We start from the raw sequence: 16,921 nt of genomic DNA on the forward strand, positions 1-16,921 counted from the left end.
CGGTGGACCACCTTCATCGGGTGGCTTGTAGGCGACGACGTGGTCGGCGTCGGTCTGGTCACGGCTGGCGGCGGTCGAGAACGGGAACACGTCGCCGCCGGCGAGGAGCCAGGTGTGGTCCTTGAGCCGTTCGGGGTGTTCGTAGGCATCGACCCGCGGCCGGGTGGCGAGGTCGAGGACCGGCTGCAGCTTCACATCCGCGTGTCCCAGCAGTTCGGCGAGGGCCTGGGCGAGCATCGGGCCGAGGCCTTCGACGCGGGCGATCCCGGCCTGGCGCTGGAGGGCGGCTTGGTGGAGGTGGACGAACACCTTCCCGCGGGGGCGCAGCGAGGCCAGCTGCCGGGTCGACAGCTTCTTCAACCGGTCGAGGGTGGCGTCGAGGTGTTCGGGCGCGTAGGCCGGGCGTCCCGCCGGCTCAGTCGGCTCTGGCTCCTCGGGTTCGTCGTCTGATGTCTCCGGCTCGGCCGTCTTGTCGGACGGCTCTGGGTTGGGCTGCTCGTCGGCTTGTTCGGGGTAGGTGTGGTCGAGCAGCAGGCGGAGGAGGTCGGCGGGTCTGGCGAGCCAGCCGACGGCGAGGGAGCGGAGTTCTTGGTGGTTGTGGTCGTGGCCGTGCTCCAGCGCCAGGATGTCGGCGACCCGGTCGATGAGGGCGTCGAACCAGACGGCGTCGCCGGCGGTGACTTTGGCGATGATGTGGCGGAAGCCGTGTTCGTCGGTCTGGGACAGCTTGACGTAGCGCTCGTGGCGGGCCCGTTCACGCCGTAGTGCGTGGGCTTCGGGGTCGGCCTCGATGATCTTCGCGGCGACCAGGTCGAAGACCTTGCCCGGTGCCACCTTCCCGATCGCGCGGGCGACGGCCCGGTCCACCAGCCCCACCTTGTCGGCGGGAAGGTTGCGGGTCATCACCGCGACCCGCCGCGCCACCCACGGCTCGCAGTCCAGGGCTTCCACGTTCTTCCAGGTCTTGGGGAGTCGGTGTTGGAGGTCGAGGGTGTCGGCGATCAGGGCACGTGCGGTGGCGGCGTGCACGCGGCGGGCCATGCCGAGCTCGGCGATGCAGACCTCGCGGATCTCAGGCGTGCCGTCGCCGCCGGGTTGGGTCATCGGATCCACCAGGCCAGCCAACTCCCCGGCGGCTTCGCGGACGGGTTCACCGTGCAGCACTGCCCAGTGGGCGGCGAGGCGCATCTCGGCGACTTCGGCGGCTCGGCGGGTGGTCATGGTCTCGATGGTGGCGGCCAGCGTGGCCCGCGCGTCGAGATCAGCGATCTCGTGCGGTTCGGAGGGCTGACTGGTAGGCACAGGTACAGTCTAGTTCGAACGAGTGTTCGAGACAAGGGTGTCTTCACAGATGGTCTCGGCAGGCTCGACCACCGCGGGTCTCGGCAAGCTCGACCACCGGACCGCTCAACCACCGGATGAGTCTCGACTCGCAGCGGCGTGGCGCGTGGCCTCGTGCTGGAGGGCGGTCGCTTGGTGCAGCGGCATGCGAGGCTTCGGACGTGGTAGCTGCCGTGCACTTCTACGCGACCCCAACAGACCAGGCGCACCTCTTGGACTACCTCGCAGAGCCCGCCGAGGTGGCTCTGCGACCCTGGCCGATGGTCGCCTCGCCCCCGATCGACCTCTCGCGTGAGCTCGCGCTGGCGAGTGACCACGTCATGGTGGTGAGTCGGGCGCTGGGGCCTCCCATCGTGATCAGGGAGGAAGACCCAGCGATGGCAGGGGGGACGAGATCGGCGTTGTTCAACCGTCTGAACTGGGAGCGGCTCGAGCCCGGGCCCACCGAGGGCCTGGTGGATTCGAACGCGTCGCCAGTCTTGCTCTGGACGCCGGCCACGGAGGGTCCCGAGGGCCTCCGTGCGGGTGATATCGGGTCGCAGGCGGACTCGATGAGCAAGGTCTCCAAGGACTACGAGCGCTGGGTGAACCGGGTCATGAGCTGGGTGCGTCGAAAGGGCACGCGGGTCTGGGGGCTGGAGCCGCACCAGCGGCGTCCCGACCTTGACCTCCATCGCACGGACGTGACCACGGTCTTCGCGTTGCCGGGGGCCCTGAGGGCTCTCGAGGGCGGCACGCCGGGGCGCTGAGCGGGCGCCGTCGCGGGACCCACGGGCCGGGCGAGCAGCGATCGTGACCCGCGACAGCACAGAGAACAGGGCGAGCCCGAGGCCACCACCGACCTCGTTGGACGCCAGGTCGTCGACGACGGCGAGGTGATCGCCCCGAGTCGGCCTCGACGCACGTCAGGGCCGGACTCGCAGCGGCCCGCCGCGCGAGGGCGTACTGTCGCAGGACGGAGCCGTCCAGGCTTCCTCTCAGAGAGAAGCGCCATGAGCGACAAGTCGCCGCGCCAGAGCATGACCAAGAAGTCCGGCAAGTCCATCAAGGAGAAGCGCGCCGAGAAGCGCGACAAGGGCCACGTCGAGACGCTGTCGGACAAGATCCACCCGTCGAAGGGCAAGTGACGCTCCTGGGTCTGGGCGTCATCGGCACCTCGGCCAAGGAGAACGAGCACCGGCTCCCGCTCCACCCGGAGCACCTCCCGCTGCTCGATGCCGACCTGCGGGCTGCGATCACCCTCGAGCACGGGTACGGCGCGCGGTTCGGCGTCAGCGACGCCTCACTCGGCGAGCACGTCGCCGGGTTCGCCTCCAGGGCCGAGATCCTGGCGGGCTCCGACGTGGTCCTGCTCCCGAAGCCGCAACTCGCCGACGTGGCCGCGCTCGGCCCCGGACAGGTGCTGTGGGGCTGGCCGCACTGCGTGCAGGACCCCGACCTCACCCAGCTGGCCATCGACCGGCGGCTGACCCTGATCGCGTTCGAGGCGATGAACCACCTCACCCGCGACGGCGGGATCGGCCTGCACGTGTTCCACAAGAACAACGAGCTGGCCGGCTACTGCTCGGTGCTGCACGCCCTGGAGCTGGCCGGGCTGACCGGTGACTACGGGCGCCCGCTGCGGGCGGTCGTCATCGGCTTCGGCGCCACCGCCCGGGGTGCGGTGACCGCGCTGAACGCGCACGGCGTGCACGAGGTCACCGTGCTGACCAACCGGGGCGTGGCGGCGGTGGCCTCGCCGATCCACTCGGCGCAGATCCGGCACTTCGACCACGACCCGGCCGAGGGCCATCGCGTCGTCACCGACCGCGGCCGGGAACCGCTGCCGGCGTTCCTGGCCGCCCACGACGTCGTCGTCAACTGCACCTTCCAGGACACCGACAACCCGCTCGTCTACCTGCGGACCGAGGACCTGGCCGGATTCCGCCGGGGGAGCCTGATCGTCGACGTCTCGTGCGACCTGGCCATGGGCTTCAGCTGGGCCCGGCCGACGACGTTCGAGGAGCCCGCGTTCTTCGTCGGCGACCACGTCCTCTACTACGCGGTCGACCACAGTCCGTCGTACCTGTGGAACTCGGCCACCTGGGAGAACAACAACGCGCTGATCCCGTTCCTGCGGCCGGTCCTGGAGGGCGCCGGAGGGTGGGACGGCGACGAGACGCTGCGCCGCGCGATCGAGATCCGGGACGGACAGGTGGTCAACCCGGCGATCCTGTCGTTCCAGGGTCGCTCCGCGGAGCACCCCCACCCCGTCTGCTGAGACCGGAGATCGGGGTGCCACGTCCTACGCTTCCACCATGCGGCTAGGAGTGGACTTCGGTACGACGCGCACGATCGTGGCCGCCGTGGACCGGGGCAACTACCCGGTCGTGGCGTTCGAGGACGACCAGGGCGGCATGCACGACCACGTGCCGTCGGTCGTCGCCCGCCACCAGGGCCGGTTGGTCTTCGGCCACGAGGCGCTGGCGACGGCGCGCGACCACGGTGCGCCGTACGCCCGCTCGTTCAAGCGGCTGCTGTCGTCCCCGGAGCTGACCGCCGAGACCACGATGGCGCTCGGCGACGGGCGGGTGCCGCTGCTGGAGGTGCTCACCGGCTTCCTGCGAGACCTGCGCGAGCAGGTCGAGAAGCGCTCCACGATCGCCGGGGAGCTCGACGGCGTCCTGCAGGCTGCGGTCGCCGTCCCGGCGCACGCCTCGGGCGCGCAGCGGCTGCTCACCTTGCACGCGTTCCGGGCCGCCGGGTTCGACGTCGTGGCCCTGCTCAACGAGCCGTCTGCGGCCGGCTTCGAGTTCAGTCACCGGCACCGGCGCGCGGTGACCTCGCGGCGCACCCGGGTCGTCGTCTACGACCTGGGCGGCGGCACGTTCGACGCGTCGCTGGTCGACGTGCGCGGCACCCACCACGACGTCGAGGCCACGGCCGGCGCCGACGACCTGGGCGGCGACGACTTCGACGCCGTGCTGGCCGGGCTCGCCGCGAGCCGCACCGACGCGCACCCGGGGCCGCCGTCGGCGGAGCTGCTCGAGGAGAGCCGCCAGGCCAAGGAGCGGATCTCGCCCCAGTCGCGCCGGGTCGTGGTCGAGGTGGGGGAGGAGCCGGTGGTGATCCCGGTGGCCGACTTCTACGACGCCGCCGGGCCGCTCGTGGAGCGCAGCCTCGACACCATGGCCCCCTTGCTGGACCGGATCGGTGACGGTGCCGGCGACCTCGCCGAGGTCGCCGGCGTCTATCTGGTCGGCGGCGCGAGCGCGCTGCCGCTGGTGTCGCGGCGGCTGCGCGAGCGGTTCGGGCGCCGGGTGCACGCCTCGCCGTTCCCGGCGGGGTCGACCGCGATCGGCCTCGCGATCGCCGCCGACGAGGAGTCCGGCTTCTCGCTCACCGACCGGCTCTCCCGCAGCTTCGGGGTCTTCCGCGAGGGTCGCGAGGGCACCGCGGTCAGCTTCGACCAGCTGCTGGGCCGCGAGCAGCGCCTGGCCGACACCGACGTCGAGGTGGTGCGCCGCTACCGCGCCGCCCACAACGTCGGCTGGTTCCGCTTCGTCGAGTACGCCGACCTCGACGGCCGCGGCGAGCCGCAGGGTGCGCTCGTCCCCTTCGCCGACGTGGTGTTCCCGTTCGACCCCGCGCTCCAGGACGGCCGCGACCTGCGCGACGTGGCCGTGGTGCACGCCGGGTCCGGGCCGCTGGTGGAGGAGCGCTACGTGATCGACCCGCACGGCATCATCGAGCTGCAGATCACCGATCTCGACACCGGCTACCGGCAGACCCACACGTTGGGGTGACGCGACGGCGTCTGCGGCTTTGCGCCTCCGTCGGATCCGTGATCCCATCGTTGACCCCGTCCATCCTCTCGGGAGGTGCCCCGTGGATCTGCGTACCCGCCGCGGCCTGAGCGCTGCCGCGCTCGGCGTCCTCCTCGCGCTGCCCGCCGCACCCGCCTCGGCGAAGGCCGAGACCACGCCCGACGGCGGCGACGCCGGCGCCCGGGCGCAGGCCACCACCGTGACGGTGGAAGGACGCGGGTTCGGCCACGGCCGCGGCCTCTCGCAGTACGGCGCGCAGAGCCGCGCCAAGGCGGGGCAGGGCTATCGCGAGATCCTCGGCTTCTACTACCCCGGCACCTCCTGGGGCACCGCGACCGGCTCGTTGCGCATCCTGATCTCCGACGACTCCAGCAGCGACCTGGTCGTCTCCGCTCGCAGGGGCCTGAGGCTGACGGCCGGTCGCACCTGGCGGCTGCCGCAGGCCACGAAGTCGAAGGGCAAGCGTCAGAAGATCGCTCGGTGGCGGGTGGTTCCGATCGCGGACGGCACCCGCAGCCGGGTCGACTACCGGGTGGGCTCGCGGTGGCAGACCTGGCGCCGGCCCAGCGGCGAGGTGTCGCTCTCGGCGGGCGGCGCGCCCCTGCGCCTGCACAAGCCGTCCGGCTCCACGAGCTACCGCGGCGAGCTGCGCTCGGTCACCCCGCCGCCGGGCCGCTCCGACGGCCCCCTCGACCGCGACACGGTCAACGTCGTCCCGATGGAGGCCTACCTGCGTGGCGTCGTCCCCGAGGAGATCCCGGCTGAGTGGCAGCCCGAGGCGGTGCGCGCGCAGACCCTCGCCGCCCGCACGTACGCCGCGTTCGAGCGCGCCGCGGCTCCGGCGGGCCGCCACTACGACCTGTGCAGCAGCGACTTCTGCCAGGTCTACGGCGGCGTGGACGTCGAGCACCCCGCGACCGACAGCGCGATCCGCGAGACCGCGAAGCAGGTGCTGACCTTCGACGGAGAGCCGGCCTTCACCCAGTTCTCGGCCAGCAACGGCGGCTGGACCGCCCCCGGCCCGTTCCCCTACCTGCAGGGCGGGCCCGACGACCACGACCCGTTGAACGACTGGGTCCGCGAGCTGTCGGCCGCCGACATCGAGGAGCAGTGGCCGACCGTGGCCCCGCTCGCCTCCGTCGAGGTGCTCGAGCGCGACGGCTTCGGGGACGACGGCGGCCGGGTGACCCGGCTGCGGCTGACCAGCGAGTCGGGGGCCACCCGCGAGGTCTCCGGCGACACCTTCCAGCTGGCGCTCGGGCTGCGGTCGACGCTGTTCGACCTCACCGTGCAGTAGCAGGCTGCGAACTACAGACTCGTAGTTCCGCCGAACCACTGGTGGCCGGCTCCCGCCGCGGCGACGATGGCGGGGTCAGCCCGTGTCACACCAGCCACCCCAGCCCCACGGAGCTCGTGGGGCCGCACCGCCGGAGCCCCCTATGCGCCTGCCCCGCCTGCTCGTCGCGGGCGCCGTCGCGGCCGCGACCCTCGCCACGGCGCCACCGGCCACGGCCGCCCCCGACCGGTGGCAGGTGCCCTCACCGGCCACGATCGTGGTCCGCGGCCACGGCTACGGGCACGGCCACGGCATGTCGCAGTACGGCGCCGAGGGCGCGGCCCGCGAGGGCCTGACCTACGAGCAGATCGCCGAGTTCTACTACCCGGGCCTGCGCTGGGGCCGTGCCCGCGGCCGGGTCACCGTGCAGATCACCGCCGACGCCACCGACGACCTCGTCGTCCGGCCCCGTGCCGGGCTCACCGTCCGCGACACCGGCGGCGACAGCGAGCCGGTCGAGCTCCCCGACAACGGCGCGGCGCTGTGGCGGGTGGCCGACCGGCGCGACGGCTCCACCTGGGTGGCCTACCAGCCCGGGGGTGCCAAGAAGCGCTGGCGGGCCTGGCGCGAGCTCACCGGCAGCGGCGAGTTCGCGGCGGGGGAGCGCCCGGTCACGCTGGTCACCCCGGCGGGGGACCGTGCCTACCGCGGCCGGCTCCGGGCCGCCCCCGTCGGCACCGACCGGGTCACCGTCAACGACGTCGCCCTCGAGGACTACCTCAAGGGCGTGGTGCCCCTGGAGATCCCCGCGCTGTGGAGCACCGAGGCGGTGCGCGCCCAGGCGGTCGCCGCCCGCACCTACGCCGGCTACGAGCGCGCCCACCCGCGCTCCCCGGCGTACCAGCTGTGCGACACCTGGTCCTGCCAGGTCTACGGCGGCGTCGACGCCGAGCACCCCGCCTCCAACCGCGCGGTCCGCGCCACCCGGGGGCGGGTGCTGACTCACAAGGGCGAGCCGGCGTTCACGCAGTTCGGCTCGAGCAGCGGCGGCTGGACCGCCGCCGGCTCGGTGCCCTACCTGGTCGCCCAGGAGGACCCGTACGACGGGTGGTCGGGCAACCCGAACCACACCTGGTCGGTGACGATCACCGACGCCGCCCTCGAGCGGGCCTTCCCGGCGGTGGGCGACCTGCGGTCGATCCGGGTCACCCGGCGCGACGGCAACGGCGACTGGGGCGGCCGGGTCGGGTCGCTCACGTTGGTCGGTTCGTCCGGCCGGGCGGTGGTCTCGGGCGACGCCATGCGCTCGGCATTGGGGCTGCGGTCGACCTGGTTCACGTTCCGGGTGCGGCGCTAGGAGCCGTGCCCACCCGCGAGTGACGTGACCGGCAGGCCGGCAGGCCGCCGTGACCTGCGGTTCACGTCACTCGCCGTGCCTCAGTCCGCGCTCAGCCGAGCACCACCACCAGGTCGCCGCCCTCGACCGCCTGCGTGCCCGACAGCGCCAGCCGCTCGACGGTGCCGGCGACCGGCGCGGTGATCGAGGCCTCCATCTTCATCGCCTCGATCGTCGCGACGGTGTCGCCGGCCGCCACCTGCTGGCCCTCCTCGACCGCGATCGTCACCACGCCCTGGAACGGCGCGGCGACGTGGCCGGGCTTGCTGGTGTCGGCCTTCTCGGCGGCCGCGACCTCGGAGGAGACGCTGCGGTCGCGCACGCTGACCGGCCGGAGCTGGCCGTTGACGGTGGCCATCACCGTGCGGAAGCCGCGCTCGTCGGCGTCGCCTATCGCCTGCACACCGAGGATCAGCTTCAGCCCCTCGGACAGGTGCACCTCGTGCTCCACGCCGTGCTTGAGGCCGTAGAGGTACTCCGGGGTCGGCAGCACCGAGACGTCACCGAAGGTGGCCCGCGCCTCGCGGAACTCGCGGGTGGGCCCGGGGAACAGCAGCTCGTTGAGGGTGCCGCGGCGGTCGGTGCGCAGCCCCTCGGCCTGCTCGGCGGTGAGCTCGGCGGCCGGGGGCGTCCAGGTGCGGCCCTCCAGCGCCTTGCTGCGGAACGGCTCGGGCCAGCCGCCGGGCGGGTCGCCCAGCTCTCCGTTGAGGAAGCCGATCACCGAGTCGGGGATGTCGAACTTCGCGGGGTTCTCGGCGAACTCCTCGGGGTCGGCGCCGACCGCCACCAGGTGCAGGGCCAGGTCGCCGACCACCTTCGAGGACGGGGTCACCTTGACCACGTTGCCGAGGATCGCGTTCGCCGCGGCGTACATGTCCTCGATCTGCTCGAACTTCTCGCCCAGGCCCAGCGCGATCGCCTGCTGACGCAGGTTGGAGAGCTGGCCCCCGGGGATCTCGTGGGTGTAGACGCGCCCCGTGGGCGAGGGCAGGCCGGACTCGAACGGGGCGTAGACCCGCCGGGTCGCCTCCCAGTAGGGCTCCAGGGCGCAGACCGCGTCGAGCGACAGCCCGGTCTCGCGCTCGGAGTGGTCGGTGGCCGAGACCAGCGCCGAGAGCGGCGGCTGGCTCGTGGTGCCGGCCATCGCGGCGGACGCCGCGTCGACGGCGTCCACGCCGGCGTCGATGGCGGCCAGCAGCGTGCCGAGCTGGCCGCCGGGGGTGTCGTGGGTGTGCAGGTGCACCGGCAGGTCGAAGTTCTCGCGCAGCGCGGTCACCAGCCGGCGGGCGGCCGGGGCGCGCAGCAGGCCGGCCATGTCCTTGATCGCCAGCACGTGCGCGCCGGCGTCGACGATGCGCTCGGCCAGCCGCAGGTAGTAGTCGAGGGTGTAGAGCCTCTCGCCCGGGTCGGACAGGTCGCCGGTGTAGCACAGCGCCACCTCGGCGACCGCCGTGTTCGTCGCGCGCACCGCCTCGATCGCCGGACGCATCTGCTCGACGTCGTTGAGCGCGTCGAAGATGCGGAACACGTCGAGCCCGGTCGCGACCGCCTCCTCGACGAAGGCGTCGGTGACCGCGGTGGGGTAGGGCGTGTAGCCGACCGTGTTGCGGCCGCGCAGCAGCATCTGCAGGCACACGTTCGGCAGCGCCTGGCGCAGCGCGGCCAGCCGCTCCCACGGGTCCTCGGCGAGGAACCGCAGCGCCACGTCGTAGGTCGCCCCGCCCCAGGCCTCCACCGACCACAGCTCCGGGGTGGTGCGCGCGACGTGCGGCGCCACCGCGAGCAGGTCGGCGGTACGCACCCGGGTCGCGAGCAGCGACTGGTGGGCGTCGCGGAACGTGGTGTCGGTGACCGCGACCCGGTCCTGCCGGCGCAGCTGGCGGGCGAACTCCTCGGGGCCGAGCTTCAGCAGCTGCTGGCGGGTGCCGTCGGGCGCCGGCACCTCGAGGTTGGTCGGCGGCAGCTTCGTGGCGGGGTGCAGCGACACCGGCGCCTCGCCGTACGGCTTGTTGACGGTGACGTCGGCCAGGTAGTGCAGCAGCTTGCTGCCCCGGTCGCCGCTGCCGCGGGCCTGCAGCAGCTGCGGGTGGGTCTCGATGAACGAGGTGGTGACCCGGCCCTGCGTGAAGTCGGGGTCGGTGAGCACCGCCTGCAGGAACGGGATGTTCGTCGCGACCCCGCGGATGCGGAACTCCGCGACCGCGCGGCGTGCCTTCTCGACCGCCTTGTCGAAGGTGCGGCCCCGGCAGGTGAGCTTGGCCAGCATCGAGTCGAAGTGCGCGGAGACCTCGGCCCCGGTGTAGACGGTGCCGCCGTCGATGCGGACGCCGGCGCCGCCGGGGGAGCGGTACGTCGTGATGGTGCCGGTGTCGGGCCGGAAGCCGTTGGCGGGGTCCTCGGTGGTGATCCGGCACTGCAGGGCCGCTCCGCGCAGCGTCACGGTCTCCTGCGAGAGGCCCAGGTCGGCGAGCGTCTCGCCCGCGGCGATGCGGAGCTGGCTCTGCACCAGGTCGACGTCGGTGACCTCCTCGGTCACCGTGTGCTCGACCTGGATGCGCGGGTTCATCTCGATGAACACGTAGTTGCCGTCGGGATCGAGCAGGAACTCCACGGTGCCGGCGTTGCGGTAGCCGATCTCACGAGCGAAGCGCACCGCGTCGGCGCAGATCCGCTCCCGCAGGTCGGGGTCGAGGTTGGGCGCCGGCGCGATCTCGATGACCTTCTGGTGCCGGCGCTGCAGCGAGCAGTCGCGCTCGAAGAGGTGCATCACGTTGCCCTCGCCGTCGGCGAGGATCTGCACCTCGATGTGCCGCGGGTCGACGACGGCCTGCTCGATGAAGACGGTCGGGTCGCCGAAGGCGCCCTCCCCCTCGCGCATGCAGGTGAGCACGGCCTCGCGCAGGTCGTCGGGCCGGTCGACGCGGCGCATGCCGCGACCGCCGCCGCCGGCGACGGCCTTCACGAACAGCGGATAGGGCAGGTCGGAGGCGGCCTCGACCAGCGCGTCGACGTCGGTCGAGGGCTCGACGCTGGCGAGCGTGGGGACGCCGGCCGCCTTGGCCGCCGCGATCGCCCGGGCCTTGTTGCCGGTCAGCGTGAGCACCTCGGCGGTGGGGCCGATGAACGTGATGCCGGCGGCCGCGCAGGCCTCGGCGAGCGCCGGGTTCTCGGAGAGGAAGCCGTAGCCGGGATAGACCGCGTCGGCGCCGGCGCGCAGGGCGGTCGCGACGATCGCCTCGGGGTCCAGATAGGCGCGGACCGGGTGGCCCCGCTCACCGATCTCGTAGGCCTCGTCGGCCTTGAGGCGGTGCTCGGACCAGCGGTCCTCCCAGGGGAACACCGCCACTGTGCGCGCGCCGACTTCGAACGCCGCACGGAAAGCTCGGATCGCGATCTCGCCGCGGTTGGCGACCAGCACCTTGGAGAACATGGGCGCAACCGTATCGGCGTGGCCCGGCCTGCGGCTGTGACGTTCACTGCGTGCGACAAACCGGCCGCGGTGGGTACCGGCCGAAGTCGCCCGGGTCCAGACATAGCGAGCAGGCGCTCTCTTTTGTTACGGTCGGCGGACCTGTGAACGTGACGGAGGTCACCCCATGTCCCAGACCCTCGAACTCCTGGTCCGCGGCGGCACCTACTTCGACGGCACCGGCGCCCCCGGCGTCCTGGCCGACGTGGGCATCAGCGGCGGACGCGTGGTCGCGGTCGCCGGGCCCTCGGACCCGCCGCTGACGGCCGGGCCCGACACCGAGGTGGTCGACGCGACCGGCCGCTGGGTGATGCCGGGCTTCGTCGACGCCCACACCCACTATGACGCCGAGGTGCAGGTCGCGCCCGGCCTCAACGAGTCGGTGCGGCACGGGGTGACCACGGTGCTGATGGGCAACTGCTCGATCTCGGCGGTCTACTCCTCGCCCACCGACGCCGCCGACCTGTTCAGCCGGGTCGAGGCGCTGCCCCGCCCGCACGTGCTCGCGGCGTTCGAGCAGGAGAAGAGCTGGACCACCCCCCAGCAGTGGGTCGACGCGCTGGAGCGCAAGCCGCTGGGCCCGAACGTCGCCTCGTTCCTCGGCCACTCCGACGTCCGGGCCTCGGTGATGGGCCTGGGCCGGGCCACCGACGAGGCGCACAAGGCCGAGCGCGGTGAGATGCGCGAGGTCGAGCGCCGGCTGGAGGAGGCGCTCGACGCCGGCTTCCTGGGCATCTCCACGATGACCAACCCCTGGGACAAGCTCGACGGCGACCGCTACCGCTCCCGCACCCTGCCCTCCACCTTCGCCAGCTGGAAGGAGTTCCGGCGGATCAGCCGGGTGCTGCGCCGCCGCGAGGGTGTGCTGCAGGGCGTGCCGAACCTGAACAAGAAGTACGACGTGGGGTTCTACCTGTTCACCTCGATGGGGCGGGTGCGCAAGCCGTTGCGGGTCTCGCTGCTGGCCGCGGCCGACACCAAGGCCGAGCCGTGGGTGCACCGCATCTTCGGGCCGCTGGCGTTCCTGGCCAACCGGATCGGCGGCGGCGAGTTCACCTGGCAGCACCTGCCGACGACGTTCCGGGTGTGGGCCGACGGCATCGACCTGGTGGTCTTCGAGGAGTTCGGCTCCGGCCGCGAGGCCCTGCACCTGCGCGAGGAGATGGGCCGCAACGCGCTGCTCTCCGACGAGGCCTACCGGCGCTGGTTCCGCAAGGACTTCGACAAGCGGTTCTCCCCGCGGGTATGGCACCGCGACTTCGACGACGCCGAGATCACCGAGTGCCCCGACGACGCGCTGATCGGTCGCCACATCGGCGAGGTGGCGCGCGAGCGCGGCGTGCACCCGGTCGACTGCTTCCTCGACCTCGTCGTCGAGCACGGCACCAAGCTGCGGTGGAAGACCAACATCGCCAACACCCGCCCGGCGGTCCAGGACAAGCTCGTCACCACCCCCGGGGTCACGATCGGGTTCTCCGACGCGGGCGCCCACCTGCGCAACATGGCGTTCTACAACTTCGGCATCCGGCTGCTGCACCGGGTGCACGAGGCCCAGGGGCGCGGCCGGCCGTTCCTCACCGTCGAGCAGGCGGTGCACAAGCTCACCGGCGAGCTGGCCGACTTCTACCGGCTCGACGCCGGCCGCATCCAGGTCGGCGACCGGGCGGACCTGGTCGTGGTCGACCCGGCCGGCCTCGACGCCGGCGTCGACGACTACCACGAGGCGGTGATGCCGGAGTTCGGCAACCTCTCGCGCATCGTCAACCGCAACGACGCCGCGGTCGCGGCCACGGTCGTCGGCGGCCACCTGGTCTTCCGGGACGGCGAGTTCGTCGACGGCTACGGGCGCGAGTTCGCGACCGGACGGTTCCTGCGCCGCGCCGAGCCGCGCGGCAGCGTGACCCCGATGCGCAGGCTTCGGGAGCCGGTGACACAGTAAGGGGGTCATGCCGCCCCGACTTCGCCGCACCCAGGCCGAGCGCCGGGCGACCACGGTCGCCGCGCTGCTCGACGCCGCCGTCTCCTCCCTGGTCGAGCTGGGGTACGCCGCGACCACGACCAAGGAGGTCACCCGGCGGGCCGGCGTCTCCCAGGGCGGGCTGTTCCGACACTTCGCGACGCGGCACGAGCTGATGGTGGCCGCGGCCGACGAGGTGCGCCGCCGGCAGTTCGAGTCGTTCGCGGCCGCGCTCGAGCGGCTCGGCGACGCCACCGCCGAGGACTGCCTGGTGCTGTTGCGGCAGGCCTGCCGGGCACCGATGAACGCCGCCTGGTACGAGCTGGTCGTGGCCGCGCGCACCGACCGTGACCTGCACGACGCCCTCGCCCCGATGGCGACGCGCTACATGAAGGAGATCGTCGAGCTCGGCCGCGGGTTGCCCGCGGCGGCGGGCGTGCCCGACGACCAGCTCGAGAGCGTGCTGCTGGGCATCGTGCACCTGCTCGACGGTGAGTCGATGATGTCGGTGCTCGACCCGCACCCCGAGCTCGAGGATCAGCGGCTGCAGCAGCTGGCACGTGGCCTGAAGGGCCTCCCGCTGTGGGACTCCGCGCACTGACCCGGGCGGCTGCCCGCTGATGGGCGCCGGCCACAGCCACAGCCATCGGGCGCCGCGCCACTCGGCGGCGGCGTTCGAGGTGGGACGCCGGCCGCGGGCGGCGCTGCTGTCGGGTCTGCTGCTGGCCGCGGTCGTCACGCTGGTGGCGATGGTGCTGCTCTGGCCCGACCAGGACCGCGCCGAGGAGGTCGTCCGCACCCTGGCCACCAGCATCGGCCTGGTGCTCTCGGTGCCACTGACCACCGCGATCGCGGCGCTCACGGTGCCGGGGCCGCGGGGCGTTGCTGACTGAGCCCGGATCCACCATGGATGATTTCTCGTCGGCCCTGAACGGCGCTTGAGAGGCCTGGGGCGTGGCTGGGCAGGGGGTGGCCGCCGGTCTGTCCGGCTCTTCCACGTGGTTCTGGGTGACGCCCGGGCGGGCTGGGTGGTCAGGTCGTGATTGGGGCTGGTGGGCCGGTCGCGGTCGCCCACAGTGCTTCCCAGGCGGATGCCCATGGCCAGCCGAGGGGGAGGTGCAGGTCGAGCCGGCGGGCGGTGGCCGCGATGCGGCCCGGGACGTCGATGAGCTTCTTGCGCAGGGTGGCCCATCGTGCGCGGTGCAGCGATGCGGCGACGCCGGTGGCGCGGGCGAGGTTGAACGCGGTGACCGCGAGCGCGACCCAGGCAGCGTTCGCGGTGTACTTCCCCGACGGTAGGTGGGCCAAGGCGTTGTCCTTGAGCTCGGCGATGACCTGCTCGACGATGGCGTGGTCGCGGTGATGCTGGTCGGCCTCCACCGTCGGCAGCGTGGTGTTGGTGATGAAGGCGTGGTGGCGGTAGGCAGCGAACAGCTCACCCTGCGCGGTGCCGTCGGAGGCCAGTGGCTGGAGTCGTTTGACGCGGCGCACCACGAGGCGGCAGGTGACGTGCTCGGCCTTGCGGCGGCCGGTGAACGCGGTGAAGCCGATCTCGGCGACCTCTGCGTCGGAGACCCAACGCTGTTCGGTCTCGTCGAACACCGCGTTCGGGTACTCGATCGGCCTCCAGGCTCCGGCGGGGATGGCGGTGATCGCGCGGGTGACGGTCTTGGTCATCCGCGCGGTCACCGAGAACCACGCCTTGTGCCGCAGGGCGGTGCCGACGAACGCCCACCCGTAGTAGGCCGAGTCCGCTCGCGCGAGGATCTGCCCGCTCACCCCGGCAGCACGAGCGGTGGTGATGGCCTGGGCCAGCAGCCGTCCCGCACCTTTGGCCGAGGCGGTGTTCCCCGACCGCAGCCTCGCCCGGGCGATCACCGGCGCGGCCAGCGGCGTCGAGATCGTGGCGAGCTGGATGTTGAGGCCCCGCTGCCGGGTGTATCCGAACGCGGCGCCCTGCTTGGCGTGGCCGTGGACCTCGCGGACGGTGTCGTCGAGGTCGACCGTGGCGAACCCGTCTCCACCGGCAAGCAGCCCCGGGACCCGCTCGGTCAGCCCCGCCAGCAAGGCGGCGTTGACAGCGTCGAGCTGCTGGACGTGTCCGTGGGTGAACGAGCGCAGGAACGTCCCCAGCGTCGAGGGCGCCCGGACCCCGCCGAACAACCGAGTCATGCCGCCGTGCCGCAGCAGGTCCATGTCGTCGATCGAGTCCGCACCGGCCAGCATCCCGCCCACCACACACGCCGCCTTCGCCGACGCGTTCGGCGAGGGCACCGTCACCCCGGCGAGAAGGTCGTACAGGCCAGCGGACTCGGCCAGCCGCAGCGCGGGAACCAGACCAGCCGACGACACCAGGTTGGGGTCATCGAACACGGGCCGGACCTTGTGGGAAGGTTGCACTTACGAGGTGTCCCTTGCTCGGTGGCGAAACGGTTGTGTGAGAACTCCGATTCTCCCGCCCAGCAAGGGCATTCTCGTTCTACGCCACGCTCACCCCGACGCCCCCAACGGTGGATTCAGGCTGAGCGGCGCGCCTCGGCGCCGTAGGGTGCCGTCGTGGCCTACGGCTGGCGGGAACCTGCCGATGCTCCTCTCGGCGGAGTCGAGCTGTGCGACGAGTGCGGCTTCGACGCGAGGACGGTCGCCGACGAGCCAGCGGAGCTGGATCAGGTGTTCGCCCACCTCGAACGGCTGCTGCGTCACTCGTACCGGGAACTGCGTCCCGAGCCGGAGATCTTCTCGGCCGTCGAGTACGTCGGTCACTGCGTTGAGGTGACCCGAGGGCTCCTCGGCATGATCACTGACGTCACCGGCATTGGGCCGCAAGACGAGAGCGTCGACCTTGCCTCGGCCCGAGCGGCCTCGGCGCGGGTGCTGCCGGCCCTGACCGGCGTGTGGCGGGACGCCCGCCATACGGGGACCTACTCCCACGACGTGTCTGCCGGGTGGATCGCGCGGCACCTGTTGCACGACCTCTCCCACCATGTCCTGGACATTCGCCGCGGCTACGCCAAGCTCGCGCTGGCCGACCTGCCGGGTGACTGGGACGCGGGGCGCGGGAGCTGATCGGACCGTTGCGGCGGCTACGTGCCGGACGCGTCTGGCCCCTCAGCGGCGAGGACCGGCGTGACCGGCGAGGCACCGCCAGGTGCCGGTCGCGCGCACCCACACTTGTGTCACCGGCATGCAGAAGGTCTCCGGCTCGCCGCGGTGCGACAGCACGACGTCCTCGACCTCGGCCCGGAGAACGGCGGTGTCGCCGACGACCACCACGTCGGGGTCGACCAGACGCTGCAACCGCCAGACGGTGTGGCCCTCGGTGTTGCGGCGGATGTAGTCCGAGCGCCGGTAGGTCTCGCCCAGGTGACTGGTCCACCTGAAGTCCTCGTGCAGGAGGTCGGCCAGGCGTGCGCCATCCCCGTCGGCGAGTGCCGCGGCTCGCGCTTCGGCGGCGGCAACGACCAGTCTTGTTTCGTCCACACACGCCAGCGTGTCACGTGCAGAAGTCTCTCTGTGGGGACGGAGCACCGCAGGATCCGTGCGCGCCAGAATCCGGCTGGTCGTAGGCGGTGTGCTGGACGGCTAAGTGTGATGAGGGGACGGCGGTAAGCCGGCCTATCTGCGGAGTCGGGTGAAGGTGACGGTGCCGTCGGGTGCCCAGGCCTGGTCGTAGTCG

14 protein-coding genes are annotated in these 16,921 nt (G+C 72.4%); 10 read left to right on the forward strand and 4 right to left on the reverse strand.

What is annotated here, in order from left to right; translation table 11 throughout:
- A partial coding sequence (locus D6B71_RS19750; protein ID WP_121258307.1) for a DUF222 domain-containing protein occupies positions 1-1,302 on the reverse strand: 1,302 nt, incomplete at its 3' end.
- A gap of 212 nt (positions 1,303-1,514) precedes the next feature.
- Between D6B71_RS19750 and D6B71_RS19755 the strand changes: the two genes are divergently transcribed.
- The 6 genes from D6B71_RS19755 (at position 1,515) to D6B71_RS19775 (ending at position 7,780) form a co-directional block, all read left to right on the forward strand.
- On the forward strand, positions 1,515-2,090 hold the full coding sequence (locus tag D6B71_RS19755; RefSeq protein ID WP_121258309.1) for a hypothetical protein: 576 nt from the start codon (positions 1,515-1,517) through the stop codon (positions 2,088-2,090).
- A gap of 243 nt (positions 2,091-2,333) precedes the next feature.
- A complete protein-coding gene (locus D6B71_RS23860) occupies positions 2,334-2,468 on the forward strand; it encodes a hypothetical protein (RefSeq protein WP_276311016.1) in 135 nt (44 codons plus the stop codon).
- The gene (locus D6B71_RS19760) at positions 2,465-3,601 is read left to right on the forward strand and encodes a N(5)-(carboxyethyl)ornithine synthase (RefSeq protein ID WP_121258311.1); all 1,137 of its coding nucleotides are present in this window, start codon (positions 2,465-2,467) and stop codon (positions 3,599-3,601) included. The genes D6B71_RS23860 and D6B71_RS19760 overlap by 4 nt, the downstream gene beginning before the upstream one ends.
- Before the next feature lie 37 nt (positions 3,602-3,638).
- On the forward strand, positions 3,639-5,126 hold the full coding sequence (locus D6B71_RS19765) for an Hsp70 family protein (RefSeq protein WP_121258313.1): 1,488 nt from the start codon (positions 3,639-3,641) through the stop codon (positions 5,124-5,126).
- Positions 5,127-5,208: 82 nt separating this feature from the next.
- Complete coding sequence (locus D6B71_RS19770; protein ID WP_121258315.1) at positions 5,209-6,444, forward strand: SpoIID/LytB domain-containing protein; 1,236 nt, start codon at positions 5,209-5,211, stop codon at positions 6,442-6,444.
- A gap of 142 nt (positions 6,445-6,586) precedes the next feature.
- Positions 6,587-7,780 (forward strand): SpoIID/LytB domain-containing protein, encoded by a 1,194-nt coding sequence (locus D6B71_RS19775; protein ID WP_121258317.1) that lies wholly within the window; start codon positions 6,587-6,589, stop codon positions 7,778-7,780.
- Between the two features lie 91 nt (positions 7,781-7,871).
- Here the strand turns inward: D6B71_RS19775 and D6B71_RS19780 are convergent, their stop codons facing one another.
- A complete protein-coding gene (locus D6B71_RS19780) occupies positions 7,872-11,249 on the reverse strand; it encodes a pyruvate carboxylase (RefSeq protein WP_121258319.1) in 3,378 nt (1,125 codons plus the stop codon).
- A 166-nt stretch (positions 11,250-11,415) separates the two neighbouring features.
- Between D6B71_RS19780 and D6B71_RS19785 the strand changes: the two genes are divergently transcribed.
- The 3 genes from D6B71_RS19785 to D6B71_RS23210 are packed head-to-tail and all read left to right on the forward strand — an operon-like array spanning position 11,416 to position 14,138.
- Entirely contained in the window at positions 11,416-13,227 is a 1,812-nt protein-coding gene (locus D6B71_RS19785) for an N-acyl-D-amino-acid deacylase family protein (protein ID WP_121258321.1), read from the forward strand.
- 7 nt (positions 13,228-13,234) lie between these two features.
- Positions 13,235-13,846 (forward strand): TetR/AcrR family transcriptional regulator, encoded by a 612-nt coding sequence (locus tag D6B71_RS19790; protein WP_121258323.1) that lies wholly within the window; start codon positions 13,235-13,237, stop codon positions 13,844-13,846.
- Between the two features lie 19 nt (positions 13,847-13,865).
- The gene (locus D6B71_RS23210) at positions 13,866-14,138 is read left to right on the forward strand and encodes a hypothetical protein (RefSeq protein ID WP_121258325.1); all 273 of its coding nucleotides are present in this window, start codon (positions 13,866-13,868) and stop codon (positions 14,136-14,138) included.
- A gap of 139 nt (positions 14,139-14,277) precedes the next feature.
- Here the strand turns inward: D6B71_RS23210 and D6B71_RS19800 are convergent, their stop codons facing one another.
- Positions 14,278-15,645, reverse strand: a complete 1,368-nt coding sequence (locus D6B71_RS19800) for an IS1380 family transposase (protein WP_121258328.1) — start codon at positions 15,643-15,645, stop codon at positions 14,278-14,280.
- A gap of 156 nt (positions 15,646-15,801) precedes the next feature.
- Here D6B71_RS19800 and D6B71_RS19805 point away from each other — a divergent pair, with 156 nt between their 5' ends.
- Positions 15,802-16,311, forward strand: coding sequence for a hypothetical protein (locus D6B71_RS19805; protein ID WP_121258330.1), 510 nt, complete (start codon positions 15,802-15,804; stop codon positions 16,309-16,311).
- A 42-nt stretch (positions 16,312-16,353) separates the two neighbouring features.
- On the opposite strand, the gene D6B71_RS19810 is transcribed toward D6B71_RS19805, so the two are convergent.
- Positions 16,354-16,725, reverse strand: a complete 372-nt coding sequence (locus tag D6B71_RS19810; RefSeq protein WP_164519751.1) for a nuclear transport factor 2 family protein — start codon at positions 16,723-16,725, stop codon at positions 16,354-16,356.
- Positions 16,726-16,921 lie beyond the last annotated feature (196 nt).

Source organism: Nocardioides ferulae (genome assembly GCF_003660455.1).
In the GTDB taxonomy this organism is placed as follows: domain Bacteria; phylum Actinomycetota; class Actinomycetes; order Propionibacteriales; family Nocardioidaceae; genus Nocardioides; species Nocardioides ferulae.